The following is a 24947-nucleotide window of genomic DNA, read 5'->3' as shown; positions in this document are numbered from 1 at the left end:
GTTGAGAAGCGTCTATAGTAACATGCTCCCCTCTGGTGCGCACCCCACATGGTCCGAAGAGATGAACGAAGAGCAGCGATTAACGATCGAAAAGTGGCGTCGGCGGCAGATTTACTGCGTGGCGATAGGCAACCTGGCGGCAATTATCGCCTTGATGGGGATCGCGCTGGGCAGCTTCATTCTGCTGGGAATCGGGGCGGTGGCATTTCTGGGCTGTCTGCTGGGTATCTTTGTGGGGGGCTACTGTGCTTCCCAGGCGGCCCGGTCTTCCTCGTCCTAGTTGCTTGCATCGCTTGGCTTTCGGGGGGAAAATAGAGCCCATGGTTTTCGACGATTCCTCTTCATTGGATTGGCTCTTTCTCCATGACTCGAATCTTTCTCTGCGTTGCGTTGTTGGCATTGGTTGGTTGCGAAGGCGAACCGCTGGTCGATCTCCCACCCTCCGGCCAGTCGGCACCGGCCCAAGGGTCAGCTTCTGGGGATTCGACACCGACCAACGAACCAGCCTCCGGAGGCGCCCCACCGGCTCTCACTCCTGAGACGATGATTCCTCCGGGCGTATCGCCAACCGCACAGCCGCCGGCCGAATCGAAGCCCAAGAAGGGTGTCATCCACCAGACTACCGACGAGATCGTCAACGCCAAAGAGTGGTTGATGAAAGAAGGGATCGAGGTGAAAGATGGCAAAATCGAAGGCACCGATCCATTGAGCCAGGCCGCTTCGGGCTACTTCACCCTGGCCGCCCAGGCGAGCACGCTGGGGCTGAAGCATCAACTGCAGCAGTACAAAGCTGTGAACGGCAAGTCGCCGACCTATGCTGAGTTCAAGCAGATGCTGCAGGACAACCGGATCCAACTGGCGAAGCTTCGCTGGTACGAAATTTACGCTTACAACGAAGATACCGGCACGATCCTGGTGCTGGTCGATACGGTCGCCCAGGAAGAAGGCCCGTAACGCTTTTATCTTCGTAGGACGTACGCGGCCAACCGCAACGGCTTTGGAAAGCGGTTGGCATATCTCACGTTAGTGCGCCGGGACGAGCGATTGCGCTGAATCCCCAGAATTTCTTTCCGCACAAGATAGATTCGTGACCTAGGTTTTCAATAGCAACCAATCCCGATCCTCTGATGCGTCTGCTCAGGGGGTCAAGTGCGGTTGTTACGGAACCAATTCTCTTAACACGAAACCGCGGCGTTGCCGCACACCATTGAAGAGGCTCTCGCCATGTGGCGACCGCGTCCGCATTCACGTCGGGTATCCTGCTTTTCGCATGACAAAAAGGGCAAGCGAACCGGCGCTACGATTGTGGAAACTGCACTCGTGATGCCGGTTTTTTTCATGTTTGTGTTCGCGATCATCGAGTTTGGCCATGCCACGATGATTAACAACGTGCTGAAGAATGCCTGCCGAACGGCTGCTCGCTGGGGTTCCGCGACCGGAGCGACAACCGCTCAGGTCGAACAATATGCCCGCGACCGCATGGGCGGTGCCGTTAATCCTGCGATGGTCAACATCCAGATTAAAGACGCGAGCATGTTCGACACCGGTGGAGATGCTCCGAAAACCAACGCAGATTTCCAGGCAATGCCTGATATCGAACTCGAAAACGCGGAACCACGACAGATGTTCATGGTCCGCGCCTCGATCCCTTACGGCGAGGTTTCGCTGATCCCTCAACCCTGGCTGGGCGGTGTCACGCTCAGCGGCCAGACCTTTACTCGTCACGAATAATCTCTGGCTGACGAATCCCAGACAGGAACTGACGACGCTTTTTCAGACAAGCAACTTACGCACTTTAGTGCTTTATCTAATTCTTCTTTTCCACTACCCAGTGCCATGAACCTATTCAAGCGAAGACGAGCACTCAATAACCGACGGGCTACAGCGACGGTCGAATTTGCCGTGATCGCTCCGGTCTTCTTGACGCTCATTCTGGGAATGTTGGAAGCCAGCCGGCTGTTCGATACTTACTCGCAACTAGCCCAGGCTGCTCGCGACGGGGCTCGACTTGGCGCCATGGATCGCGCCGATTGGGTTTCCAGCGGACTACGCTCGAACGACAAGATCATCGCAGACATTCGAAGCAGTCTCGAAGCTGCCGGGTACAACCCCGACAAGCTTGAGATCTCGATCGAACCGGCCAACAAGCCGGGCGAATCCTTCGACCTGGATGATCCCAATAACGATCTCGACTTATTTCAGGTACGCATTGCCCTTCCGTTTTCGGAGGTAGCCGCAATGCCTGTACCTGACGGAGTAGATTACGACCTGTCTACGGCCGTAATCTTCCGCAACACGCGGTCGACGATTGTTCAATAGTCATCAGTTCTCTTGCGTGTCCGTTCCGCCCCCAATCAAAACCAGTTGGCAACGCCGACTGAACTCCCCCGCAGGTACAGAGAGATAAGAGTCATGGCCAGTAAACGACACTTCCGGCTGAAGCCAGCACAACCTCGGCGTGGTGTGTTCATCGTGCTCGCGGCCTTCGTGATGATCGTTCTGTTCGCATTCCTTTCGCTCGGGATCGACTCGGGCTTGATCGCGATGGAACAAACCCGCTTGCAAAACGCGGTCGACGCGGCGGCATTGGCGGCTTCGCAGGAAATTACGTCCGCCGTTCAGGATGCTCCTCAGGGAGGCGATCCCAATTCCATCTCGCTTGAATATGCTCGCGAGATGGCAGTCGACGTGGCGGAACGTAATGGCGTTTACATTGACCCTTCCCGCGATGTGATCTTTGGCAAACGAACTTACAACGAAGGCACCGGCAAGTGGGACATCAACTGGAACGAAGGGCCATACAACGTCGTGAAAGTGGTCGCTCACCGCGATCAGCCTGATATGGCGGCCCGTGATAGTTCGCTGGCCCTCGCCTTCGGCTGGGCCGTCGGCAAGCCCACGATCGACTTGAAAGCGGAAGCAATCGCCTTCGTCGAAGCACGCGACATGGTCGTGGTGCTCGACTTCTCGGGCTCGATGAATGACGACAGCCGTTACTCCTCGATCGGGCGTCTTGGTCAGGACAGCATCGAGAACAACATGGTCGACATCTTCAACTCGATGAACCCGAACGTTGGTAGCCTGACCTTTGAACAAGATTACCTGACCATTGTGGGTGCTCCTCCGACCAACAGTGGCGCACCTCGAAACACCGTGACTTTCAAAGATCGCGAAGTCTTTGTCAAATCGACCAAGACGCTCAAACGCGTGATCCTTTACTTCGATAACGGCCGTACCCAGACCTTCAACGCCAGTGGCACCAGTGGAACCTTCAAGGGAACCGGCAGCTACAATGGTCGTAAGATCGATCGGGTCTACGTCCGGGCCGGCAACGCGACCGGCAACGGCGAAGAATTCCGCGATACCAACAGCGCGGTCAAAGATGCCTTCGGTCTCTCGAACTTGAACTATCCGTACTCGCGTGGTAGCTGGGACGAGTTCATCAACTATTGCCGCAACAACGTTTCCAGTAGCAGCGGAAACCGGCAGAAGTATGGCAAGTTGAACTTTGTCGACTACCTGCTGACCAACCGTTATCACAACTACGAAACGCAGGACTTGTGGAAGTCGCCACACTATCCATTTCACGCGATTAAGAACGGCTTCTCGCTGTTCCTCGACTTCCTGGAAGAACTCGATTTTGGCGATGAAGTCGGTATCGTTTCCTACGACGAATCGTCGCGAGTGGAACATACGCTGAACGATGGCGACACCTACGCCAGTTTAAATGGCAACTGGATTTCGGACGAGTACGACACACTCGATACCATTCAGCGTCATAAGCAAGCCGGACACTACGGTAGCTACACGGCGATGGGTTACGGTGTGAAGGAAGCGAATCAGCTTCTGCTGGATCACTCGCGTCACGGGGCTCGTCCGACGATGGTGGTGATGACTGACGGTAACGCCAACCAATACCCAAACGGCTGGAGCCTGCCCGGAAACTGGAACTGGAATGAAGTCACCGACTACGACGGCGACGGCCGGGCCGACTACACAACCGGCGACCGCTCGAAGCAGTATGCCTTGTATGAAGCGGTCCAAGCCCACAAGCGAGGAGTGACCGTGCATACGATGAGCGTGGGTGCTTCGGCTGACCGACAACTGATGACCGCCATCGCCGGTGCGTGCGGCGGGATTCATATCGCAGTGCCAGGGGGTTCGACCATTGCCGAACTGGAAGCCCAGATGTTGGAAGCCTTCCAGCAGATCGCGGCCAAGGTTCCACCACCGCAATTGGTCTACGACCTGACCCAGGCCCAGGAATAAGCCAAACTCCGACATACACCACGACGTGTCCAGCAAGGTGGTTGCCTTTGAAGTCTCGACTCGGGGCAACCACCTTGTGTTATTTCTTGTCTGGCAATTGGTTCGTTAGAATGAAGGAAGCATTCTAACGACGACACCACCTCTTCTGATTGCCGACCATGGACGATTCAAATTCCATCCAACACAGCGAGACCTTTCCTGTCAAACCGCCGGTTAGCTGGGTGATGTTCCCACATTGGCCGGAAGATGGCGACGACTGGATTCATCCTGAAGATCGTCATAAGGCCGAGGGGCTGATTCCGAGCGATGTCATCTTTCGTCGCGAAGCAACCAATGACGATTGGTACGAGCTAAGCTACGGCGATGTGACGCTAAGGGCCCGCCCTGTCATGGTGGAAGAATTGCCGGAGCCGAAGTACAAGATGGGTGAGATCGTCGAATTGGCCAACCAGGTCGATGGCGACAAGATGTCGACTGGCCGAATCTATGCGATCCGCTGGAGCGACTACCACCGCGAACCTCATTACTATTTGATTCGCGGTGATCTCAAGAGCCAGAACGCTTATCTGGCCAAAGATTTAAAACCGTACGAGCCGCCGAAGGAATTTCATGCGATGCATACCTACGAGGACTAAACCTCGTCGATTGCTTGCTTAACGCGTGGTGCCAGCCGCGGCGGAAGCCACCGAGCCCGAGCCTGTTTCGGCCGCGGTGAAGGTAGCCCAGATCGGCAAGTGATCCGAAACGTCGCTGGCTTGTTCCTGGGTCAGCTTGAAAGCGGTCATCAGATCGAGCACGCCCACGTCGCCGGTGAATTCGGTCGTCAGTCGTCGATCGAAGACGATGTTGTCGTAACTCTTGGTTTGCAGCGTATTGGTTGGCGTACCTTGGACCGTAGCAAAGATACCTGGGATCTTGCCGAGCATTCCGAGCTTGGTGTAGTCGACATTCAAGTCGCCCAGCAAGATCACGTCGTCTTCGTTCGGGTTCGCCTGACGGACCACTTCATAGACTTCTGCCAACGCGTCCAATTCCTGGTCGGTTTCGTCCGGGTCGGTATGGATGTTGATCAATGTAAAGCTGAACGGCTGTACGCCTTCAGGAACGCGGGCACGGAACGAAGCGACATACGGTTCGCGGTGCAGCAGGTCGAGCGGATCGTTGAGCGTGAAATCGCTCTTCTCGACGAACTCGATCTTGGCGGTGTTGTACAAGAAGACGTACTGCTCTTTGCTCACCGTTCGACCGATTCGAGGCCCAACCAGCGAGGCCCAGTGCGAACCATCGGCGTTGATCATTTCCAGCCAACGTGGAATGACGTCTTGTTCTTTGCTGCGTAGCTCTTGCACCGCGACGACATCAAACGACTTGACCACCTGGGTCAAGACTTGCATCACCTCGGGCTTATCCATCTTCGATTGTCCGAAGACCTGGATATTGAAGCTGGCAATCCGAATCGACTCGCCCGGCTGCGCGGCCACGGTGGTCCCACCAGCAGGCGTCTGGGGCAATTGCTCCAGCATCTGCTCGACATTGCAGCCAGTAGCGGCAAATAGACCTACGAGAAACGCCAGCGACGAAAAAATAAGAGCACGCACCAGAAGCCTCCTTGCTATGTGCGGTGTCGATCCGTGATGGAAAGCAGGCCATCCTTCGGCCTATTCCCCAACAAATGCGGGGCAACCTTAGCGGAACGTGTAGAACGCTTCCAGGTCAGTCACTGCGTTGAAAGCAGGAAAAGCGTTGCCGCATGGTTCTTTTTCAGAAGGCACCCGGCGCGAACCGCTAGCAGCGGCTGAGAGGTCGATGCGGTCGCGCCGTAAGAGATCAGCTGCAAGTCAAAGACTTACAGCTTTTCGAGCGTACTTGCAGCAAGCCGGGCCGTTCGAGGATTGTCGCTGGCCGCTGCCTTCTGTAAGGCCTCGTGTACCGACGCATCGCCCGAACCGATCTTGCCGATCGCCCAGATCGCACGATCGCGGACTTCGGTCGGGGTTTCCGGTTGATTGATCGCAGCCACCAACTGGGGCAGGGCAGGGGAGCCAGCTTCTTCGAGCCGGCCAACCAGGGTCACCGCCCAATAAGCCGTTGGCGCTGCGGCAGTTAAGAGATCGATCAACGCGGGCAGTTCTTCTTTGGCAGGCGGTCCCAACTCTTCAAGGGCACCGTTCGCCCACTCGCTGACTTGTTCGTCGTCGTCGGCACAGCATCGACAAAGAGGAATCACAGCGGCCTGGGCCAAGTCGGTATTTTTGGCACAAGCCTCCGCGGCTTGCCGCCTCTCGTCGACGTTACTGCTTTCCAAAGCTTGGATTGCGATCGATGGCTCCATACAGTTGCTTTCTAGAAACAAAGTTGAGTCGGAGTTTTCTGCCCAATTCGCAAATTCTCAGCTCATTGAGCAGAATTGCGCTAAACGATCCACCCACATGGGGGTACCATGTCGGATGAGGGGCATTGGCAGACCGGCGACGGGCTGCAACTCTTGGATCTATGACCGCACCTAGCTTAGCGCCAACGTGAGATTATGAATCCCCATTTCGTGAATAACCCGATGCCTTTTTCGGACAGTGCCGAAGAGGCCAGCCCCTCCGGCTCTCAAGATATCGAAACCGGTGGGACGCCGCCACTAAGCCGCGAGGCCCAGGCCAACCTCTGGCGTTACATCGACCATTTAGAGCGGTGGCGGCAATCGATTGGATTTGAAATCCACGACGGGCTGACCCAGCAAATAACGGCCGCACTGCTGTTCCTCGAGTCGTACCAGCACGAGCAGCCCGATCCGACGGCACTTGAACGTTGCCGGGCGATCCTGGAAGAAGCCCTGGCCGAATCGCGACGCCTGATCCAAGGCCTCAGCCCCAAGAAGCTCGATGACGAGGGCATCGAAGCGGCCTTGGCCGAGTTCCTCAAGCTGCCGTCGACGTCACTGGCCACGGTCGAGTTGGAAGTCGATACCGAGCTTCCTTCGCTATCTCCCTGGCAACGGACCACGCTGTTCCGCTTCCTGCAAGAGTGCATCACCAACGCACGCAAGCATAGCGAGGCCTCGAAGATCGTCGTCGCACTGCATCAACAAGATGACCAGCTCGTCGGCAAAGTGATCGACAACGGGATCGGCTTCGACCTGGAAACGGTGAAGCTAGTAGGCTACGGAATGCGAAGCCTGCAGCAGAAGGCAGATCTTCTGAGCGGTGAGATCAAGATCGAAAGTGCCCCAGGCAAAGGAAGTGAAATCACGCTCCGACTGCCGATCACTGCCAAGTAGCCGAAAGCAGGTGAAATCGATTTCCGCGCGAAGATTCGCGAATCGTCCGTTCTGCCAAGTTGCCGACCGCCTAACGATCCTTGACAATCGTGGGGAACTGGCCTCATCCCTTCGCCGGAAGGAATCGGAAACGGCAGCAACATGGCATTCACCCTCGTTCTGGCACTCGCCGCTCTGTTTCAATTGGTCGCAGTCGTCATGGCACTGCGGCTCAATGCGATCTATCGTCGTCGCTATGCCTGGCTGTTTATCTCGGGTGCCGGCATCTTGATGACCTTCTGGATCGGTGCCAGCTTGATCGACACCTACCGGAACCCGCCAGAGACGATCGTCTGGGAGCCCACCCTCTGGGTGCAAACTTTGGCGACGCTGCTGACCTCGATCTTGTTCTTTGCCGGCATTGGCACGATCGAGCCACTGTTTAAAGAGAACGAAGCTGCCAGGGCCTTACTAGCAAGCGAAAACGCGTTACTCAATCGCGAAGTGCAGCATAGTCGCGAAGAACTACAACTCGCCCAGAAAGTGCAAGCGAACCTACTGCCGCATCGTGCGCCTTCGATGGAAGGGCTGGAGATCGCTTTTCTGACCCGGCCAGCCGAATGGACCAGTGGCGACTACTTCGACTTCGTTCAGATCAACGACCATCGTCTGCTGGTAACGGTCGCCGACGTTTGTGGGCATGGTCTTGGGCCGGCCCTGCTGATGACGACGTCGCGGTCTTATTTTCGCGGTATCTCGCACACGCGAAAAGAATGTCAGCCGATCTTGAATACCTGGAACAAGGTGATCAGTGACGACATCGAGACTGGCGACTTCATGACGGCGATCGTCGTGGAGCTCGACCTGCAAAAGCATCGACTCGCGTATCTCGGGGCAGGGCAGAATGGCCTGCTGATCGACGTCGATGGCAGCCACCACGAACTGGAACGAAGCGGCCCCCCGCTGGGCGTTCTACCAACCTTCCAATTCCCGGAACCAAATGTGGAAGAACTTCGTTCCGGCCAGGTTCTCGTGCTGTGCACCGATGGCATTCACGAAACGGTCGGACAAGATGGCAGCCAGTTTGGCATGCAGCGACTGGGCGATCTCATCGCCGATCATCGTCAGCAATCGGCCAGCCAAATTGTGCAAACGCTCGACAGCGAAGTCATCGCGTTCTCTTCCGCGCCGCAGCCTCAAGATGATTTAACGGCGGTGATCATCAAGATTCTGTAGACCTACTTCAGCACTTCCAACAAGTTGCTGAAGTTGTCGGTCCAAGGCTTGGCATAAACCATCTTCGGACCTAGCTTCGTCGTCGCCGATTGCATGGCGTCGTCCGAGAGAAACTGCGAGTTCTTCGACGCGATGATCCACTGCGAACCGGTGGCCTGGGTGGCGGCATCGGGAGCCGTGGTGATGTAAAGCGTCTCGAAGTCGAATTGATCGCACGTTCCCAACACGACCGGCCGCAGGTCGAGGTGCTTGTTGCTGACATGAATCGCCAGCACGCCGTCATCGGCCAGGTGACGCTGATAGATCTCGAATGCTTCCTGAGTGAGCAGGTGCGTCGGAATCGCATCGCCGCTGAAGGCATCCAGCACCAGCACATCGAACTTCTGGTCGGGCTCTTGCTCCAGAGAAAGCCGGGCATCGCCCAGCACGATGTCGGTTTCGGCGAGGCAATCGCTCAAGTAAGTGAACGACTCCTCCGCCATCTCGATCACATCGTCGTTGATTTCGTAAAAGCGGAAGTAGTCGCCCGGCTTGCCGTACGCGGCCAGCGTTCCGGCTCCTAGTCCGACCACGCCTACCCGTTTGCCTTCTGCCTGCGGTACGCGAGCCATCGTCAGGCCGACGCCGGTGTCTTCCGCATAGTAGGACGTTGGCTTGCGACGCTTCTCCGGCGACTGGTACTGAAACCCATGCATGATCCGGCCATGGTACATCGCCAAGATCGACTCGCCATTGGCGGTCGGAACCTGACCGAGGTTCAGCACTCCGTAGAAATTTCTCCGCGACTCGAGGTAGTCCGACTGAAAACCGCGAAGCTGGCCAGACAACATCGCCAACATGCCCAGAAACATCAGCCCCATCGACCAAAGAGGGACCGAGCCAAACTGCTTCTCGACCGAGGTCACGGTGACATACATCGCCAGCCCGAACGCAACGATCAAGCTCAACGGCATCTCGTAATACTGCGAGAAGATCATCGGGCAAACGAGCGACACGAACAAACCACCGATTGCTCCACCGGCGGAAATCGTGAGATAGAACAATGTCAGATGACGTGGCGAAGGCTTCAAGCGAACCAGTTCGCCGTGGCAGATCATGCAGACGAAGAACATCGCTCCGAAGTACGATACCGCAACCCAGGCAATGTCGAGCATTCCGCCCAGAAGCTGCAAGGCGCTGATCAGCACAATGCTGCCAATGGTCATCCAGCCGAGCCATCCCCGGCGATACCAGCCATCACCATCGAAGCAGAAGATGAACGTCAGCAGGTAAAGACTCAATGGCACCACCCACAAAAAAGGGACCACCGCCATGTCTTGGCAAACGTGATTGGTCGTTGCCAACAGCATGATGCAGGCAAACGCCGGCAGCGCAACCCAGGCCGCCATCGTCTTCCAACTTGGGGCGGCTTCGTCGGCACCTTCCGTCGTCGATTCGCTCGATTCCGTCGACATCGTTTCGATCGGAAGGCGTGAGATCTTATAGGCAATCGGCAGCAGGATCAGGGCGAAACCGAAGTAGCCCCAGCTCCAAGCCCCAGACTGAATCGGCAACGTCCAGTTCGGTTCGACAACAAACGGATAGGTCAGCAGAGCGGCCAGCGACCCGATGTTCGACAAGGCATACAGTCGGTAAGGCACTTTGCCGGGGGCGATCTCGCTGAACCAATGTTGCAGCAGCGGTCCGTTGGCCGAGAGCAAGAAGTAAGGTAGCCCCAGGTGCGAGACCAGAAGCAGCAAGATATAGCCCGCCGGCCAGGCATCTGCTGGCGGCTTCCATTCTTCACTTGGGGAAATCGGCATCAACAGCAAGGCTGCTAGCATCAATCCGGCATGAACTAAACCTTGCCAGCGACGGGGACACCACGTTGCTAACAAATGCGCATAAAGGTAACCCGCGAAGAGGAAGACCTGAAAAAAGAGCATACAGGTCGTCCAAACGGTCGGACTGCCCCCAAACCAGGGCAAGATGGTTTTGCTGATCAGAGGCTGGACCTGAAACAGCAAAAACGCGCTCCACAGGACAGCCAAAGGCAAAAGCCAAGTTTGGACCAATGAGTTCTTCTCGCTCGCCACGGCGGGCCTTCCCACACATAAGACTGGAAATGATTGTCAGCCAGTGCGCAGCGCGCTCACCCATGCCCAAGTGCGCAATCCTGCGTAGAAGTGTAGGTCACAGAAAACCCTAGTTTGCGCGTGGTAATACTTATACCCCACATAGGCGATAAACGTCGCCGTCTAATGAAACTTTGCACGCCACTAAATTGTGCGCAACGGATTTCCAGAGAAATCTTTCTGATTTAATCCGCGCAAGCCGATCGATTGTTCTTGGAGAAGACAAGATGGGAACATTAAAATCCTGTCTGTGCCTTATCCTTTTCTGCAAATCTTTATCTGCGATGTCCGCCTCGATATTGTGGGTAGAGAAAGGGTTCCTTAGGGAGTGCGTTTCAGCCAGATGCCTCGGCGATCGAGCTAGTTTCAAGCGGTTCCTGCAAGGTCAATTCAGAGTCGTTTTTGTCTCTTCCTTATATCTGACCTCTCCTCGAAACTGTCTTATTCAACTTGCTTCTTCTCTCAGGCCACGTTTGGTCAAAACGTGCTCGCGCATGACAGGGAGATTGTCGTGTACGCAACTGCTTCGGTAGAAGCGGATGTGATGAGTGTGCTGCGCCAGTTCGCAGACGCCTACGCATGCCGCGACAAGGGGAGACTCCTGGGCCTGTTTTGTTCAGATCGAGATGCTGTAGTTCTCGGTAGTGGCAGTGACGAACGTAACGTCGGTGCAGCTGCCATCTGGGGACAAGTGCGTCGAGATTGGGAGCAAACAGACACCTTACGGATGCGATTTGGCTGGAGAAGCGTGTCGACCATGGGTCAGGTTGCCTGGCTCGCTACCGACTGCTATCTCTATGTCCAAGCTGGCTACCGTAAAGCGGAGTTACCTTTGCGAATTACAGCCGTCATGATCCAAGATCACTGCGGTTGGAAGATTGCTCAAATGCACTATTCCTCGCCAATTTGCGTGGAAGCAGATGCAGACACTTGTTTGGAATAGCAAAACCTATCTGCCTTGTATTTTATTTTTTGACCGATATCCCAGCTAATCCAAACTCAAAAAAGCCCCCAGGTTTCCATCTGGGGGCTTTTTCCATTCTTGCCATTATCCGATATAATCTAAGGCTTGGCTGATGTTAGCCATGCTGATAGTGGCTTCCCCGAGCCTGGAACCGGCACCCTCGCCGCGACAGGTTTGAATCTACGAAAGCATTTGGGATGCTCCGTACTTTCCTCCGATCCAAAATTCACCGCGCTACCGTGACTCAGGCCGACCTGAATTACGTTGGCAGTATCACCATCGACTCCAATCTACTGGAGGCCGCTCAGATTTTGCCCCACGAGCAGGTGGATGTTCTGAATGTCACCAACGGGCAGCGGCTGACGACGTACGCCATTCCGGGGGAAGCGGGCTCAGGTGTGATTGGTATCAACGGGGCAGCGGCCCACCTGGTGAACCCGGGCGACTTGGTGATCATCGTGTGCTATGCCCAGTACACTGACGCCGAAATCCAGGGACATCAGCCCCGTGTAATCTTGGTCGACGAGTCGAATCAAATGACCGACTGCATCGTCGAATCGGCCTCGATGAATTCTTCTATCTGACCGCGATTTTTCTGTGGTTATCCGTACTATTTTGAAGCTGCGCGTTTTGACAGTGGACGTCATCACGCTAGGCACCCGATCTTCTAAAGTACAAAAGGCAGAGCTTTCCGATCGGCAACGATCCGGAGCCATTCAAACCACGAGTCTCGTGGCCAATCCTGGTTGATCAATAGGATTTCCTTTTCGAAGGAATCCGAAAACGCAGTTGTTTGTGGAAGTGGAAATGTGGTCTGGGGCAGCCTTCGCTAAGGAGGAAACAGATCCGACTTCCTTAACAACTGCGTTTTTTCGTGGACCCGTTGTTTTCCCCATCTGCTAGTCGGGTGTCCGCATTATGCCAGGAGGGGGACGGTTATCTATTGCAGCGCAACCGCAAATGAGCAAAAGTAACTTCGTCGATCGTTGCTGGGGGCAGAAAACGATCGAACGACTTGCTCACATTCAGAACACAATGCCGATTCCGCGATCGGCAAGAGGAGGCAAAGGACGCAGGATGCATCCGTTCCGCGACAAGACGTCGCAACTTGCTTCCTGGTGAGCGCTGACGAAAGTCCAGGAGACGGAATAACGTACCAGCGATGCTCTTCGGAGCATGTAGTTTGGGGCAGAACGTTAGTCCGTCTCCTTTTTTATGCGCGCATCGCTGGCCGATGCTATCACCCGTTTTCTCGGCAATCTCAGCCATTTTCAGCGCCTCGGCGGAATTTCTTCTGGCTTTGACCTGACGTGTCATCAGGCCCGCGATAACTACTACTGCCCAAGAGGCAATCAAGTTATCGAGAACCCTAAAACAATACACGGAAGGATACTAATCATGGCCAAGTTCTACGTTGAATCGGGAACCCTGCGTTTGATCGTCGATGCTGCGGATGCTCGCCGTGCCGCGTTGTGGGCCGTGCATCGGTCCCTGGAACATATTCTGCCAAACGAAGAAGAGGAGTTGGATGTGGATAATCTGCCTGAAGTGGAACCTGCAGGATCTATGGTGCTGGGAGACGTCATTCGCTTGAGCGAACGTGGCTTCGAAAACCAGGATACCGTCGAATACGAAACCTTGAACATCGTGAGCGAATGGAGCCAACTGATGATGGCTCTATCCAACATGGAGCACGAACTGCGAGCCGCTTAGTTCGGATCACAGTCACGAGCTTTCTGCCGGGATCATACGCTATCCAACTTTGACTTCGGTCTGCGTCGCCAAGGCCTCGCGGACCACCTTGACAATATTAGCTTTCGAGATTCCCTCCAGCTCGAACAGTTCGTCCGTCTTTCCACTCCGAGGACGAACGGTAACCGCCAAAGAGCGAATCGGAGTTGGTTGGTCCGACAACGCCGCCGCGACCGCCTCTCCGATTCCACCGGCGGCGAAATGATCTTCCACGGTTATAAGCAACGAGGTCTCTTCGGAAGCCACACGCAACGTGTCTAAATCGAGTGGCTGGATCGAGTACAAATCAATCACTCGCACTGCCAGGCCTTCGGCACGCAATTCTTCCTCGGCGGCCAGGCATTGATGTAATGTCGCTCCTGCCGAGATCAAGGTCACTTCGTCGTCGTCCGATTCCCGCAAGGTTTTGCTGCCACCGATCAGGAACTGTTCCTTGTCGTCGTAGATCACCGGCAACTTACCACGCGTTGTCCGGAGATATCCGATGCCCTCGTGGTTAGCCAGCTGCTCGACGCAGCGTTCTGTCGCGACCGCATCGCAAGGGTAAAGGATCGCGGCATCCATGACCGTACGGAACATCGCCAGATCTTCGAGACCCATTTGGGAAGGGCCGTCTGGTCCAATCTCGACACCGGCATGCGATCCGACAAACTTCAAGTTCGGATTCGAGTATCGTGCCATCCGAATCTGATCAAAGGCGCGTGTCAGAAATGCGGCGAAAGTAGAGACGAAGGGAACTTTTCCCCGGAGTGCCATCCCTAGTGCGGTCCCCACCATGTTCTGCTCGGCGATAAACATCTCGAAGTATCGCTCAGGGTACTTCTCTTGAAAAAACTCGGCCCGCGTCGAATTCGAAACCTCGCCATCGAGAGCGACAAGATCCATTCGGCTGTCCCCTAATCTCGCCAGGGCATTGCCATACGCGGTCCGGGTCGCCACATGGTCTCCTCTTTCGTAATGAAACGGCGGTGGATCACTAGCTTGAAACTCTGGAAATTCGGCGTGCTGGGGTTCCTTCAACTGGCCTCGCACATCAGGGACCTCGCCGAGTTCCCGCAATGCTTCCACCAGTTGCTCGTCGTTGAGTGTCTTTCCATGCCAGCCGTTTTCATTCTCCAGAAAGGACACTCCCTTTCCCTTCACCGTGCGGGCGATGATCATCGTTGGGCGATCCGTCAATTCGGCTGCCTGGCGATAGGCTTTGCTCACTTCGCCGATATCATGACCGTTTGGAATCACAATGGTATTCCAGCCGAATGCATCCAAGCGGCGACGGTAGACATCGAGGTGATAGCCTTCCATCGTTTCTCCCCGCTGCCCAAGCCGATTGACATCAAGAATGCCGATGAGGTTGTTCAGTCGGTAGTGCGCGGCGATCTCGATTGCTTCCCACTGCGATCCCTCCGCCAGTTCACTGTCGCCGATCAGCACATAGGTGCGATAAGGAAGCTGATCGAGATACTTCGCGGCCAACGCCATGCCGGCACCGATAGAAAGCCCCTGACCAAGCGAGCCAGTCGCCGCTTCCGTGTAGGCAAACCGTGAAGTGGGATGCCCTTCCAATACGCTGTCGAATTGTCGATAAGTCATCAGATCGTCTTCGTCGACCGCGTCTGCCGCACACCACAACGCGTAAAAGAGGGGTGAGGCGTGACCTTTCGAGAAGATCAAGCGATCGTTGTTGGCGTACTGAGGGTGGTCGATGTCGTAGCGGAAGTTCCCATCGAAGAACAACGCGACCATCAATTCCACTGCCGACAGAGAAGAGGTTGGGTGTCCAGAACCGGCCCGGTGCGTGGAGTTCAAAATCCACTTACGAATGTTCGACGCGATCTGAGTTTGTTGGTCAGAGGAGGCGGGGACGATCATGTCTGGCTCCCTTTCATCAGAAGAAAGTGATGTGCGAATGTCGTAGACTAGAAATCGCCGCAAGTCATATGCCGCGAGGGGGATCGATCGCCCTGGGAAAAGAACGCCTTGGTGGCTTAAGTCGTGTCGGGCAATAGGGGAACGAAATACACACGCCCGAAGTTTTCCTGCTCGTAGCGATCCTTATCTATCTTGCGTATTCGCACCAAAGCCAGAGCATCTGGTTTGGAACCGAGCGGTATGACCAATCGGCCACCGATCGCCAGTTGATCAAGCAGGGCACTGGGCACGTGATCGCCGCCGGCGGCAACGCTGATCGCGTCGTAGAGTGATTCAGCTGGCCAGCCTTTGGTTCCGTCTCCGAAACGAACGTGAACATTCTGGATGTCTAGTTGGCGAATGGTCTCGGCGGCCGTGATCGCCAGGTCGGTGATTCGCTCGACGGTGAAGACCTCGGCGCAGAGATTGCCGAGCACCGTGGCGGCATACCCGCTGCCGGTCCCTACTTCGAGCACGCGATCCCCTGGTTTCAGCTCAAGCACTTGAGCCATTAACGCAACGATCAGTGGCTGCGAGATCGTTTGCTTGTGCGTCAGTGGCAAGGCCGAGTCGGCGTAGGCATCTTCGCGGAAGTCAGGCAGGACGAACGATTCGCGCGGGACATCTCGCATGGCCGCAAGGACGCGTGGAGAGGTGATGCCGCGCTGTTGCAATTGCGACAGCATCAAGTCACGCTGCTGGTCTCGATCCATGGTGCCCCCTCCAATCAACGATTGCCCATTGATTGGAGTCTGGTGCAAATCAGCACGAAATGCAAATACTGGGACCAGCCAGGCCCGTAGAAACGGCGTCTGCGATCAATGATCGAGAATGAACTCGTTGCTATTGAGCAGCGCCCACCAGATGTCTTGCAGGGCGGTCGTCTCGTTCTGGCGATTGCTGAGGATCTCTTTAATGGCGACCGATTCCTTCTTCGTCGGACGACGGGATAGGGCCGCCAGGAACAAGTGATCGATCTTTTCCTGGGCCGACATCTTCGAGGCGGTCACCTTCTTCAGCACGGCAGCTTGGGCGTCGGTGGCTTGCTTCATCAGGCCACCATTCATCAACAGCAGCGATTGCGTAATGCCACCATCAAGCGACGACGTCTCGCTGTCCTCGTCGTCGCCCATCTTCTGATTGACCTGGCCGAGCCACGAGTGGCGATCGTCCAGCGAAGCGATGATCGGGCTTCCCTCTGTCGGCGAGCTCTTAGCCAGCATCTGCAGCGAGTGGAACAACTGCTCTGCTTCCATCTGACGCGAGTAGTACCGCGTGAACAGTTGGCGGCCGCTGTCTGGGTTATCGGCCAGGTTTTCGTCGATCTGACGGCTGCTGAGCCCATACGGCTGCGACAAGGTGATCCATCGCATCAGCCGGCGGAGATCAAAGTTCGATTCGGCAAAGTGTTCCGACAAACGATCCAACAGTTCTGGATGCGAAGCAGGATTGTGCGGTCCCATGTCGTCGACCGGCTGAGTGAAGCCAACACCGAAGAAGTGCTGCCACATTCGATTGACGGTCGCCTTCGGGAACTGATCGGAGTTGACGATCAACTGGGCCAGCTCTTGCCGCCGATCAACTTCGGAGACATTCCCAGAGCGTGGGATCGTGGTGCCATCGACGAACTCTGGGTAGGCGACCTTCAAGAGGCCATTGGGTTGTTCATAGTAAACTTCGCCCGAGTCCGACTGACGGGTCTTCGAGAAGTCTTGGTTGACGATCGCCAGCTGGCCACTGTTGCTTTCCTTCGCCAGCTTGGTTTGCCGGAAGAAGGCGTTCAGGCCCCAGAATTGCTGCTGACTCCAGCCAGTCGTTGGATGGTTATGGCACTCTGCACATTGCAGTTGCTGCCCCAGGAATGCCGAGCAAGTCTTGGCGGTCGCCAGCTTCGCGTCTCCATCGATCATGCTGACCAGGAAGTTGGTCGCCGGGTTGAAGTTCTCGCTGCCAGGACTGGTGGTCCCGGTGGCGGTCAACAGTTGCTGGACCACCTGGTTGTAAGGTTCGTTCTTTTGGAATGCCTTCGACAGATAGCCTTCCAGCGCGGCGCGGTCGATCGGGCTATCATTGGTCATCCCGCCAGCACGTCCTACAAGCAGGTTCGCGAAGCGAGCACTCCAGAACGAAGCGAATTCGGCCTGATACTTCTCAGTACCTAGAATCTGGTCGACCAGCCACTCCCGCTTGTTATCGCGTCGTTGGCTGACGAAATGTTCGATCTCATCGACCGTCGGAATTCGGCCGAGAAGTTGCAGGTAAGTACGACGGCAAAATTCGAGATCGGTCGCTTGCGGCGAAGGCTTCACGTTTTCAGCTTGCCAGACCGAGGCGATCGATTCGTTAATCTCGTCCACAACTTGCCGGTCGGAAAGCTTCAAGCTGCCACGCACACGCGGAGCGACGAACCGCGGCGCAGGCTCATTCGACTTGGCCAACGACTTCGGATCGACCGCTTCGACCTCAATCGGCATCTGCGGTTTCATATCAGGCGTGGTGGGCAGATCCTTGGTACCCAAATCATGAGGATCGGTATGAGAAGCGATCTGCGGAGCAGGCTCCACCTTCGCATCGTTTTCGCGGGCGCCGCCAGACGGTGTCTTGGTCCCGTCGGCGGCGAGCGGAATGCCTTGCCCTGGCAAAACGTATTGATAGCTGTAGTAGGCGACTCCACCCAGCATCACCAGCAAACACAAACTCAAGGCGAGCGAACCGATCGAAGTGATCAATCGACGCCGCTGAAGCCGTCGCTTCGCGGTGCTCGACTTGGAAGGTGGAAGTTCCACGTCGGCGGCATTCGTTCCTGCCGAAGTGGTCGCGGCGGTCACCATCGAAAGCGGGGCCTTCGCGTGACCGTTGGTCTTGGCAGGCTGGCTGCCGGTTTGCCGCTGCTGGTGCGCCTTGAGAATGCGCGCAGTAAGATCCGGCATCTGCTGCTGGCCCAGCAGTTCCTCAAGCAGAGGATCGATAATCGGATCTTGGTCGTTCATGATTCTTCTTTAAGTTTGAACTCGATGCAGTCCCGCAATTGTTGCTTGGCACGCTGCATCAGGTTCTTTGCGCCGTGCTCGCCAATTTCTAAGGCGTCGGCGATTTCGCTTCGCGATTTATGATCTTGAAAACGCATCTGCAGGGCCATCCGGGCCCGTTCTGTCAGCCCTTCCAGGCAGTCGGCTAAAAACTCTAACAACTCTTCCGGCTTGCGATCGTCACTCGCGACCCAGAACTGGTCGATGTTTTCCACCGCCTGGATATTGGTTTGCCGTCCTTCACGACGACGCCGATCAATCAGCAGGTTTCGGGCAACAGTCCTAAGAAACCCCCTCGTGGCGGCATCCGTCAGCTGCTCGAACGGCTTTTCCAGGACCTTCAAAAAAGTTTCCTGGGTCAAGTCTTCCGCTTCTTGAGGTGAACATCCCCAAGATCGCAAATAGCGCCACACGCTAAGTTGATGTTCGGCAACAAGTTGCGCGATATCAACCGCAGGCGTTTCGTGTTGCGGAAGGTCTTTCATTAAGAAATAACGTCGTCTGGCGGGGAAAAGTACTCAGAAAGCCATGTCAGTAAACAAGATTCGCACCGCTGGCGGGTAACTGTTCCAGTCTATCTCGAAATCGCGCGAAAAGATCGCATTCTCCCTCAGTTGAAGGGGGCATCGCCACCATCATGGATTGCCAGCGAAGGGATGCCTGCGACTGATAGCAGGGTCCAACTTGAGGATTTTTGGCGGATCTTCGTAAATTAGGTCCGATTCGTCAGAGATTGCCCTTGTTGGAAATCAGCCATCCAACGACATTGTCCCGGCGCTTTTCCGCCCCACCTGGTCAGGACGGCCAGAAGCGAAAAGCCAGGACCAACACCCGCAGGTCCAATCGATTCAAGACTGCCCCATAAAGGCAACGACAGTTCTCGCTCCAAGGAGGGATGCGATGAAGGCGGCAAGCTCGCTACTACTACTCTTCCTGCTCGCGACTCCGGTCGCGGCGGCCGACACCATTCTGTACTGTTTCACCGCCGACTGGTGCGTCTATTGCCATCAAATGAAGCCGGTCATCGGTCGACTGCAACAGTCTGGCCATCCGGTTCAAGTGATCGATCGGGACCAGCAACCGCAGATGGCTCAGCAAATGGGCGTTCGCGGACTGCCTTACTTCGTCCTGGTCTCGAATAACCAAATCATTGATTCGGTCGAAGGTGCCACCTCGTACGACCGTCTGGCCCGCATGTTCCGCGCGACAAAGCCAGAAGTCCCGGCACCTCCCCAATCGCTTCCTGCTCAAGCGGCCGCTCCACTAGGTTCGCCAACCGCTTTGGCTCGCGGCCAATCGCCTCAAGTCGGAGCCGTTCAGCCCGCTGTCTATGGTCAGCCGGTCGCTCCCCAAGCAGCCGCCAACCCAGGCAACGTTCAAGCGTTGGCGATGCAGGCCAGCGTGAAACTGAAAGTTTCGGACCCGGACGGCCACTCGTACGGCAGCGGTACCGTAGTTCATAGCCAAGGTAACGAATGCCTGGTGCTGACCTGTGCTCACTTGTTCCGCGATTCCCAGGGCCAAGGCCCACTCGAAGTACTGACCTTCCAGGACTCGGAAGCGGGCAGCAGCGTGCCAGGTAAGGTCCTGGTTTACGACCTCGACCGTGACGTCGCCCTGGTGGCGATTCGCACGCAGTCGCCGATCACTCCGATGCAGATCGCCGGCGAGAATCATCAACTACAAGTCGGCCAACAAGCCTTCAGCGTTGGCTGCGATAACGGCGGTCCACGCAATCTCTATCAGTCGCGGATCAACAGCTTGAACCGCTATGTCGGTCACGCCAACGTGCAAGCCGCCGGAGCACCTACTGTCGGCCGCAGCGGTGGTGGACTCTTTACTCCGGATGGGCAACTGGTTGGCGTTTGCAATGCCGCCGACGACGAAGATAACGAAGGGATTTACGCGGCAATACCTACGATTTATGCCGTACTGCATAAAGCAAACCTGGCTCACTTGTTCGGCAAGCCTAACCCGGTTCAACTTGCTTCGGCGTCGGCTCCTTTGGCTTCGCCAGAACCTCGCTCGATGCCAATGACTCCGCCATCCAACTTCCCCGGCAATCCGGCTGCTCGTGCGATCCCTAGCAGCCCTTCGGTTGCAGCATCGGCCCCCATCAACGCCATCCCCAACGGTGGCGGCAACATCGATGCGATGCAGGGCCTCAGCCAGGTCGAACGCGAGATGCTGCACTATCTGCGCGGGCAGAAGGGTGGTGCCGAGGTGACTGTGGTCCTTCGATCGAAGGATAACCCCACGGCTCAGCCGGCTGTCTTTACGCTTCCTGGGCAACCGTCGCAGGAATTTCTGCGCCAAGCTTCGCAAAATGATGGGCGTCCTGGGCCGATCATGCGAGGCCAAAGCCGCTAGGACTACTCCGATAGCGGGAGTCGTCCTTCCATTAGTGGGAAAATATTTACTGGATAGTCGCTTTGTAACGATTGATAGTTTCCAAGGCGAAATCTTACTACGGCATTCCGAATGCCGGTCCACGCGATAGTTGGTTGAAACGTATGCTTTTGTGGTAGGTGGACATTCCCCTCCTTCGTTCTAAATACGTTTCCGCTGATGGTTGGGCCGTGTTAGTTTTCCTTCTGTTCTCCGTTGTCAATCTGTGCGTGGGTTTCGGTGCCGCAGTCCTGTTGGGCTATGGCCCTCGACCATGGTACGCCTTGTTCCTGCCATCCGGTGGCGACGAGGTCGTGCAGATCGATGCACTAGAAGGTGAGTCGGCTGAAAAGGCAGAGGCGGAAGCTCCTGCCGAAGAGCCCCCAGCTCCGAAGGTGGAAGCCAAGAAGCCACCGGTCGTGAGCCATCCGTTCCCAGAGATGAACGAACCGGAAGACGCCGCTCCAGAACCTGAACCAGCCCCGGAACCACCTCCGATTGAAGACGTGGTTGCCGCCGCCGAGCCAGAACCAGTAGCCGTCGAAGAAGAAGCCAAAGAGCCGGTTGCCGAAGTGAAAGAAGCGCCCAAGGCCTCTGCTCCTGAACCAGCTGCCGCGGAAGCTGCTGACGACGAAGAGCACGAACTGGAAGACTTCCTGGCCGGCCGCCGCGAAGAACCCAAGAACCAAGAGCCTTCCAACGAAGAAGCGTCCGAGATCGCATCGGCAGACGATATCGCTTCGATGTTCGCTTCGACCCAGGCCTCTGCCGAGCCGAAAGAAGACGAAGCCAAGAAGACAACGGCTGCGAAAGCCGAAGCGGAAGCTGCTGCCGAAGAGTCTGAAGAAACCGAACCAGAAGAGGCCGCCGAGGCCAAAGCGGAAGAGGCGGAAGAAGACTTCGAGGACAAACCGCTCGATCAAGACGACATCGCCGCGTTGTTCAACAGCTAAGCCGGTTCGCTTAGCGGAAGATCTCTTTCTCGTGGAAGTCTCCCTGGGGGCTCATCCCCTTCTTGAGCGCCTCGCGTAGCAGGTCCTCGCCGTCGCCTCGCAGGGCAAATACGGGGAAGCCAGGACTGACGTACTCGTTCCAGTACTGCTGATAGACTTCGACTGTCTCTTTATTTCTCGCCAGCACGTTGGGCACCGCGTGGACGGTCACCGTCCTGTCGACCGACTTCTCGAAATACTGTCCCAAGACCTTGGGAAGCATCTGCGAGAACCAGTTGCCTTTCACGAACTTCAGCTTCCGCGGGATGATGTAGCGTGGTCGATTGAGCGGGCCGAGTGCCTCGTGCAGCGCCGTAACAAAAACACGACTATCTTCGTCGTTGGCATCTTCCAGCAGGACACGAACATAGCCACCGGCACGTGGCTTGGCGAGGACGTGCGGAGCCGACTTGAGCATCTCGAGCTGCACCATCGTGCGGGCAATCGCTTCGCCGATCGCTTGCACCAGCGACTCGCTCGACCAAGGCTCCTTCGCCCCGGGGAAAGGAGGAAAGCCACCTTGCTCGCGAGGTGCTTCGTTAATTCGCATTTCGAGCGTATGATTCGGATTGCCTTCGTAAGGCGTGCCGATCTTCCACAAGCCACGCGTCTCTCGGCGTCGCGTCACGCGCTGCAGCATATCGCGATTCAGATCACGGACCGAGCCTTCCAACAGTTCCGGTCGCAGTTCGGTGAGCGCGGGGTGAACGTGACCGACACCTTTCTCGATTACGGCGTCGTCGGTTACACCAAAGATATTTTGATGCTTCTTGATGAACCGGGCATAGTCATCCAGGCCTTTGCTGAATTCCGGAGCGAGGCACACCACGTCCCAGTTGTCGGCCAGTTTCTCCGGCTCTTGCGGATCGAGCCGGAACGATCGGCCGCGCAGCTGACGCACTGTCATGCTGGTGGTGACGGTAGTCAAATCGATCAGCACATTGATCTTGTTGGCGTCCCAGCCTTCTCCCAGCAAGCCACGCGTTCCGACCAGGCACTTCGTCAAACCGCGTTGAAACAGATCGGTGATCATCTCGACATAAACGCGAGGGCACCAATCGCGACCACTTCCCGAAACGACGTGAAAGCCGGTTTCCACCTGGAAGGTCAGCGTCGCCTCGTAGCCCGCATTGGATAGCCACAGCTTGGCGGCTTCCTCGAAGCGAGGCGACAAGTCGTCATCCACGAGAACGCTGGAACCGGTAACGAGAATCGGATTCAATTGATCGAGCTGCGGATCGCTCACCAGTACACGAAAGGCGGCGATCGCTCCGCCTGCTTCGCTGCTGAGCAGGTCTTCCACTTCTGAAATGGTAGCGGAAGTTTTCTCGAAATCGGTCACGACCACCGCGCGGATGGCCTCTCCCATCGCTGCCATCTCGGCGGTCAAAATCGGGACCAACGCGTTGGCTTTCTCGCTGGAATACGCAAGCACCCGGCCAACGGGCGAAGCACATGCCTGGCAACCCGTTTCGGTGATTTGCACGCCGAGCATCCGCAAGCCAGAGATTACCCGTTCCGCCAGAGCGCGATCTTCCGCGTTGGGTGACCGCCGCAGGGCATGCCGTACGTAGCGATCGAGCACCGGAATCACGACCGGAATCTGAGGGACTTCGTCGAGTGGTACTTCGATGACGACCGGCGGGACCTCTTCCGGCAATTTGACTTCGCGGACCTGAAGAAAGACGCGTGCCGCGTCGGCGAACTCCGGATCGCGGCGATGAAACGACGCCCAGGTCTTGAACGTACTGGTCGCATGCCGTCGTGTTTCGAGCGTTTGCAGCAGCCACGGTACCAAGGCTTTGATGCGTGGTGCTTCGTCGACCGTATCTGGCTCGACTATCACAGGAACTTCAAGCGGCAATTCGGCGACGGGTTCGTTTTCAGGGATCAGATCGTCGAACGGGTTCTCTTCGTGATAGACCGCTTCGGTTCCACCCACGTGCTGCAGCATCAACGGTTCTTCGGACAGCGGCTCGTCCTCTTTCCCTTCGACGATCTCGGAGGTGGGTGTCGCTGGCTCGGCTTCGCCATCGTCGAATGGCTTGGTGCAAACTTGCTCCAGGATCTCTTGCAGGTGATCGTCTGCCTGGGCCACGAAGCGTAGTTCGGCCTCGGAAGGGCGAACGAAGTACGCCAGGTCCTGGTAAGGTGCCAGGAATCCATCGCGAACCACGGCCGGTACCGGCACATCGTGATCGATTGGTCCGAGGAACTCTTGATACCGCTGAAAGTCGGCCGGCACCTTGCCGTCGCCATCGGGCGGAGTTGCCGTGAGGCCGATCACGATCGGGTTATCGAGATACTGTCGAGCATCCGAAAGCACGCGGCCCCAATGCCCCACCAGGTGATGGCATTCGTCGAGGATCAATAGCCCGACCCCGACATCGCGCAGTCGCTGCCAGGTCTTCAAGCAAGACTGATGCAGCATCTCGAACGATTGCCCCGCCAGGCCTGCTTCGTCCCGTACACTCTTGCGATAGGCGGACAGGCGTTCGTCGTAGTAGTCGCGATTGTGCTTTTTCAAGTCGCGAATCCAGACCTTCGCTTCGGCTGGATCTTGGGCCTGACCTTTTTCAATCAGGCGATCTTCCCACAACGACATCGCGGCATGATCGAGTCCATCGTCGCCGCGACGTGGCAACGTGACCGCTTGGTAGGTGAGCGAGGTCAGAAGCTGCGGTTCTTCCGGGTTGGTGCTAACCAGCATCGGCATCGGCCGGTCGGTCTCGAACAGATCGGTCCTCGCCGCCCATTGCGACTGGATAGCCGAGTTCGGACTGAGCACCAGGGCAGGGCGTTTGATCAGTTCCGCCCACAGATAAAGGCCCAGGACCGTTTTGCCCGAGCCGGGCGGGGCCACGATGTGCAGTTGATGCTCGCCCCGCGAGAGTTGCTGCTGGGCGACATCACGAACCTGAAGCTGCGATGGTCGAAGCTGGCCGCGAAATTTGATCAGGGGAAAGGTGTCGCTCATGTCGCTTCCGGCCCAAGGTGATAAACATGGTGGTTCCGTGTCATTTTCCTTGTTACGGCCAGAAAGTTGAA

Annotated in this window: 21 protein-coding genes; 13 read left to right on the top strand and 8 right to left on the bottom strand. The window is 56.5% G+C overall.

What is annotated here, in order from left to right; translation table 11 throughout:
• Positions 1-61 precede the first annotated feature (61 nt).
• The 6 genes from ABD890_RS13130 to ABD890_RS13105 all read left to right on the top strand — a co-directional run bounded on the left by ABD890_RS13130 (position 62) and on the right by ABD890_RS13105 (position 4904).
• The gene (locus tag ABD890_RS13130) at positions 62-280 is read left to right on the top strand and encodes a hypothetical protein (RefSeq protein ID WP_345089940.1); all 219 of its coding nucleotides are present in this window, start codon (positions 62-64) and stop codon (positions 278-280) included.
• Positions 281-363: 83 nt separating this feature from the next.
• Positions 364-954 carry a hypothetical protein gene (locus ABD890_RS13125; protein WP_345089937.1) on the top strand — a complete coding sequence of 197 codons (591 nt, stop codon included), beginning with the start codon at positions 364-366 and terminating at the stop codon, positions 952-954.
• A gap of 270 nt (positions 955-1224) precedes the next feature.
• Positions 1225-1731 (top strand): TadE/TadG family type IV pilus assembly protein, encoded by a 507-nt coding sequence (locus tag ABD890_RS13120; RefSeq protein ID WP_345090899.1) that lies wholly within the window; start codon positions 1225-1227, stop codon positions 1729-1731.
• Positions 1732-1836: 105 nt separating this feature from the next.
• The gene (locus tag ABD890_RS13115) at positions 1837-2319 is read left to right on the top strand and encodes a TadE family protein (RefSeq protein ID WP_345089934.1); all 483 of its coding nucleotides are present in this window, start codon (positions 1837-1839) and stop codon (positions 2317-2319) included.
• A gap of 93 nt (positions 2320-2412) precedes the next feature.
• A complete protein-coding gene (locus ABD890_RS13110) occupies positions 2413-4269 on the top strand; it encodes a vWA domain-containing protein (RefSeq protein ID WP_345089931.1) in 1857 nt (618 codons plus the stop codon).
• Between the two features lie 158 nt (positions 4270-4427).
• Positions 4428-4904 carry a DUF6960 family protein gene (locus tag ABD890_RS13105; RefSeq protein WP_345089928.1) on the top strand — a complete coding sequence of 159 codons (477 nt, stop codon included), beginning with the start codon at positions 4428-4430 and terminating at the stop codon, positions 4902-4904.
• 18 nt (positions 4905-4922) lie between these two features.
• On the opposite strand, the gene ABD890_RS13100 is transcribed toward ABD890_RS13105, so the two are convergent.
• Both ABD890_RS13100 and ABD890_RS13095 read right to left on the bottom strand, forming a co-directional pair.
• Positions 4923-5867: an endonuclease/exonuclease/phosphatase family protein gene (locus tag ABD890_RS13100; protein ID WP_345089925.1), complete on the bottom strand. Its 945-nt coding sequence runs from the start codon at positions 5865-5867 to the stop codon at positions 4923-4925.
• 248 nt (positions 5868-6115) lie between these two features.
• Positions 6116-6601, bottom strand: a complete 486-nt coding sequence (locus ABD890_RS13095; RefSeq protein ID WP_345089922.1) for a HEAT repeat domain-containing protein — start codon at positions 6599-6601, stop codon at positions 6116-6118.
• Between the two features lie 222 nt (positions 6602-6823).
• Between ABD890_RS13095 and ABD890_RS13090 the strand changes: the two genes are divergently transcribed.
• Together ABD890_RS13090 and ABD890_RS13085 are read left to right on the top strand one after the other, a co-directional pair.
• Complete coding sequence (locus ABD890_RS13090; RefSeq protein ID WP_345089919.1) at positions 6824-7537, top strand: sensor histidine kinase; 714 nt, start codon at positions 6824-6826, stop codon at positions 7535-7537.
• A 141-nt stretch (positions 7538-7678) separates the two neighbouring features.
• Complete coding sequence (locus ABD890_RS13085) at positions 7679-8752, top strand: PP2C family protein-serine/threonine phosphatase (RefSeq protein WP_345089916.1); 1074 nt, start codon at positions 7679-7681, stop codon at positions 8750-8752.
• Positions 8753-8754: 2 nt separating this feature from the next.
• Here ABD890_RS13085 and ABD890_RS13080 read toward each other — a convergent pair whose 3' ends face one another.
• Positions 8755-10554, bottom strand: coding sequence for a spermidine synthase (locus ABD890_RS13080; protein WP_345089913.1), 1800 nt, complete (start codon positions 10552-10554; stop codon positions 8755-8757).
• A gap of 823 nt (positions 10555-11377) precedes the next feature.
• Here ABD890_RS13080 and ABD890_RS13075 point away from each other — a divergent pair.
• From ABD890_RS13075 to ABD890_RS13065, 3 genes are all read left to right on the top strand, one after another.
• On the top strand, positions 11378-11809 hold the full coding sequence (locus tag ABD890_RS13075; RefSeq protein ID WP_345089910.1) for a nuclear transport factor 2 family protein: 432 nt from the start codon (positions 11378-11380) through the stop codon (positions 11807-11809).
• Positions 11810-12027: 218 nt separating this feature from the next.
• Positions 12028-12414, top strand: a complete 387-nt coding sequence (gene panD, locus ABD890_RS13070) for an aspartate 1-decarboxylase (protein WP_345089907.1) — start codon at positions 12028-12030, stop codon at positions 12412-12414.
• Between the two features lie 814 nt (positions 12415-13228).
• Positions 13229-13543 (top strand): hypothetical protein, encoded by a 315-nt coding sequence (locus ABD890_RS13065; RefSeq protein WP_345089902.1) that lies wholly within the window; start codon positions 13229-13231, stop codon positions 13541-13543.
• A 39-nt stretch (positions 13544-13582) separates the two neighbouring features.
• Here ABD890_RS13065 and ABD890_RS13060 read toward each other — a convergent pair whose 3' ends face one another.
• The 4 genes from ABD890_RS13060 to ABD890_RS13045 all read right to left on the bottom strand — a co-directional run bounded on the left by ABD890_RS13060 (position 13583) and on the right by ABD890_RS13045 (position 19004).
• Positions 13583-15451: a transketolase gene (locus ABD890_RS13060; RefSeq protein WP_345089899.1), complete on the bottom strand. Its 1869-nt coding sequence runs from the start codon at positions 15449-15451 to the stop codon at positions 13583-13585.
• Between the two features lie 116 nt (positions 15452-15567).
• Positions 15568-16203 carry a protein-L-isoaspartate(D-aspartate) O-methyltransferase gene (locus ABD890_RS13055; protein ID WP_345089897.1) on the bottom strand — a complete coding sequence of 212 codons (636 nt, stop codon included), beginning with the start codon at positions 16201-16203 and terminating at the stop codon, positions 15568-15570.
• A 105-nt stretch (positions 16204-16308) separates the two neighbouring features.
• Complete coding sequence (locus tag ABD890_RS13050) at positions 16309-18480, bottom strand: DUF1549 domain-containing protein (RefSeq protein WP_345089894.1); 2172 nt, start codon at positions 18478-18480, stop codon at positions 16309-16311.
• On the bottom strand, positions 18477-19004 hold the full coding sequence (locus ABD890_RS13045) for an RNA polymerase sigma factor (RefSeq protein ID WP_345089891.1): 528 nt from the start codon (positions 19002-19004) through the stop codon (positions 18477-18479). The genes ABD890_RS13050 and ABD890_RS13045 overlap by 4 nt, the downstream gene beginning before the upstream one ends.
• A gap of 415 nt (positions 19005-19419) precedes the next feature.
• On the opposite strand from ABD890_RS13045, the gene ABD890_RS13040 reads away from it, so the two are divergent.
• Positions 19420-20889 carry a trypsin-like peptidase domain-containing protein gene (locus ABD890_RS13040; RefSeq protein WP_345089888.1) on the top strand — a complete coding sequence of 490 codons (1470 nt, stop codon included), beginning with the start codon at positions 19420-19422 and terminating at the stop codon, positions 20887-20889.
• Positions 20890-21098: 209 nt separating this feature from the next.
• Positions 21099-21860 (top strand): hypothetical protein, encoded by a 762-nt coding sequence (locus tag ABD890_RS13035; RefSeq protein ID WP_345089885.1) that lies wholly within the window; start codon positions 21099-21101, stop codon positions 21858-21860.
• 10 nt (positions 21861-21870) lie between these two features.
• On the opposite strand, the gene ABD890_RS13030 is transcribed toward ABD890_RS13035, so the two are convergent.
• On the bottom strand, positions 21871-24876 hold the full coding sequence (locus ABD890_RS13030) for a DEAD/DEAH box helicase (RefSeq protein ID WP_345089882.1): 3006 nt from the start codon (positions 24874-24876) through the stop codon (positions 21871-21873).
• Positions 24877-24947: the final 71 nt, after the last annotated feature.

This window comes from Bremerella cremea, from assembly GCF_039541315.1.
GTDB lineage: Bacteria > Planctomycetota > Planctomycetia > Pirellulales > Pirellulaceae > Bremerella > Bremerella cremea.
This window is presented reverse-complemented; position numbering and strand designations above follow the sequence as displayed.

Coding starts and splice junctions, on each gene's coding strand:
- ABD890_RS13030 (WP_345089882.1), bottom strand. CDS start 24,876: ATGAGCGACACCTTTCCCCTGATCAAATTTCGCGGCCAGCTTCGACCA.
- ABD890_RS13105 (WP_345089928.1), top strand. CDS start 4,428: ATGGACGATTCAAATTCCATCCAACACAGCGAGACCTTTCCTGTCAAA.
- panD (WP_345089907.1), top strand. CDS start 12,028: ATGCTCCGTACTTTCCTCCGATCCAAAATTCACCGCGCTACCGTGACT.
- ABD890_RS13125 (WP_345089937.1), top strand. CDS start 364: ATGACTCGAATCTTTCTCTGCGTTGCGTTGTTGGCATTGGTTGGTTGC.
- ABD890_RS13050 (WP_345089894.1), bottom strand. CDS start 18,480: ATGAACGACCAAGATCCGATTATCGATCCTCTGCTTGAGGAACTGCTG.
- ABD890_RS13110 (WP_345089931.1), top strand. CDS start 2,413: ATGGCCAGTAAACGACACTTCCGGCTGAAGCCAGCACAACCTCGGCGT.
- ABD890_RS13040 (WP_345089888.1), top strand. CDS start 19,420: ATGAAGGCGGCAAGCTCGCTACTACTACTCTTCCTGCTCGCGACTCCG.
- ABD890_RS13085 (WP_345089916.1), top strand. CDS start 7,679: ATGGCATTCACCCTCGTTCTGGCACTCGCCGCTCTGTTTCAATTGGTC.
- ABD890_RS13130 (WP_345089940.1), top strand. CDS start 62: ATGAACGAAGAGCAGCGATTAACGATCGAAAAGTGGCGTCGGCGGCAG.
- ABD890_RS13055 (WP_345089897.1), bottom strand. CDS start 16,203: ATGGATCGAGACCAGCAGCGTGACTTGATGCTGTCGCAATTGCAACAG.
- ABD890_RS13060 (WP_345089899.1), bottom strand. CDS start 15,451: ATGATCGTCCCCGCCTCCTCTGACCAACAAACTCAGATCGCGTCGAAC.
- ABD890_RS13080 (WP_345089913.1), bottom strand. CDS start 10,554: ATGCCGATTTCCCCAAGTGAAGAATGGAAGCCGCCAGCAGATGCCTGG.
- ABD890_RS13065 (WP_345089902.1), top strand. CDS start 13,229: ATGGCCAAGTTCTACGTTGAATCGGGAACCCTGCGTTTGATCGTCGAT.
- ABD890_RS13095 (WP_345089922.1), bottom strand. CDS start 6,601: ATGGAGCCATCGATCGCAATCCAAGCTTTGGAAAGCAGTAACGTCGAC.
- ABD890_RS13120 (WP_345090899.1), top strand. CDS start 1,225: ATGTGGCGACCGCGTCCGCATTCACGTCGGGTATCCTGCTTTTCGCAT.
- ABD890_RS13045 (WP_345089891.1), bottom strand. CDS start 19,004: ATGAAAGACCTTCCGCAACACGAAACGCCTGCGGTTGATATCGCGCAA.
- ABD890_RS13090 (WP_345089919.1), top strand. CDS start 6,824: ATGCCTTTTTCGGACAGTGCCGAAGAGGCCAGCCCCTCCGGCTCTCAA.
- ABD890_RS13115 (WP_345089934.1), top strand. CDS start 1,837: ATGAACCTATTCAAGCGAAGACGAGCACTCAATAACCGACGGGCTACA.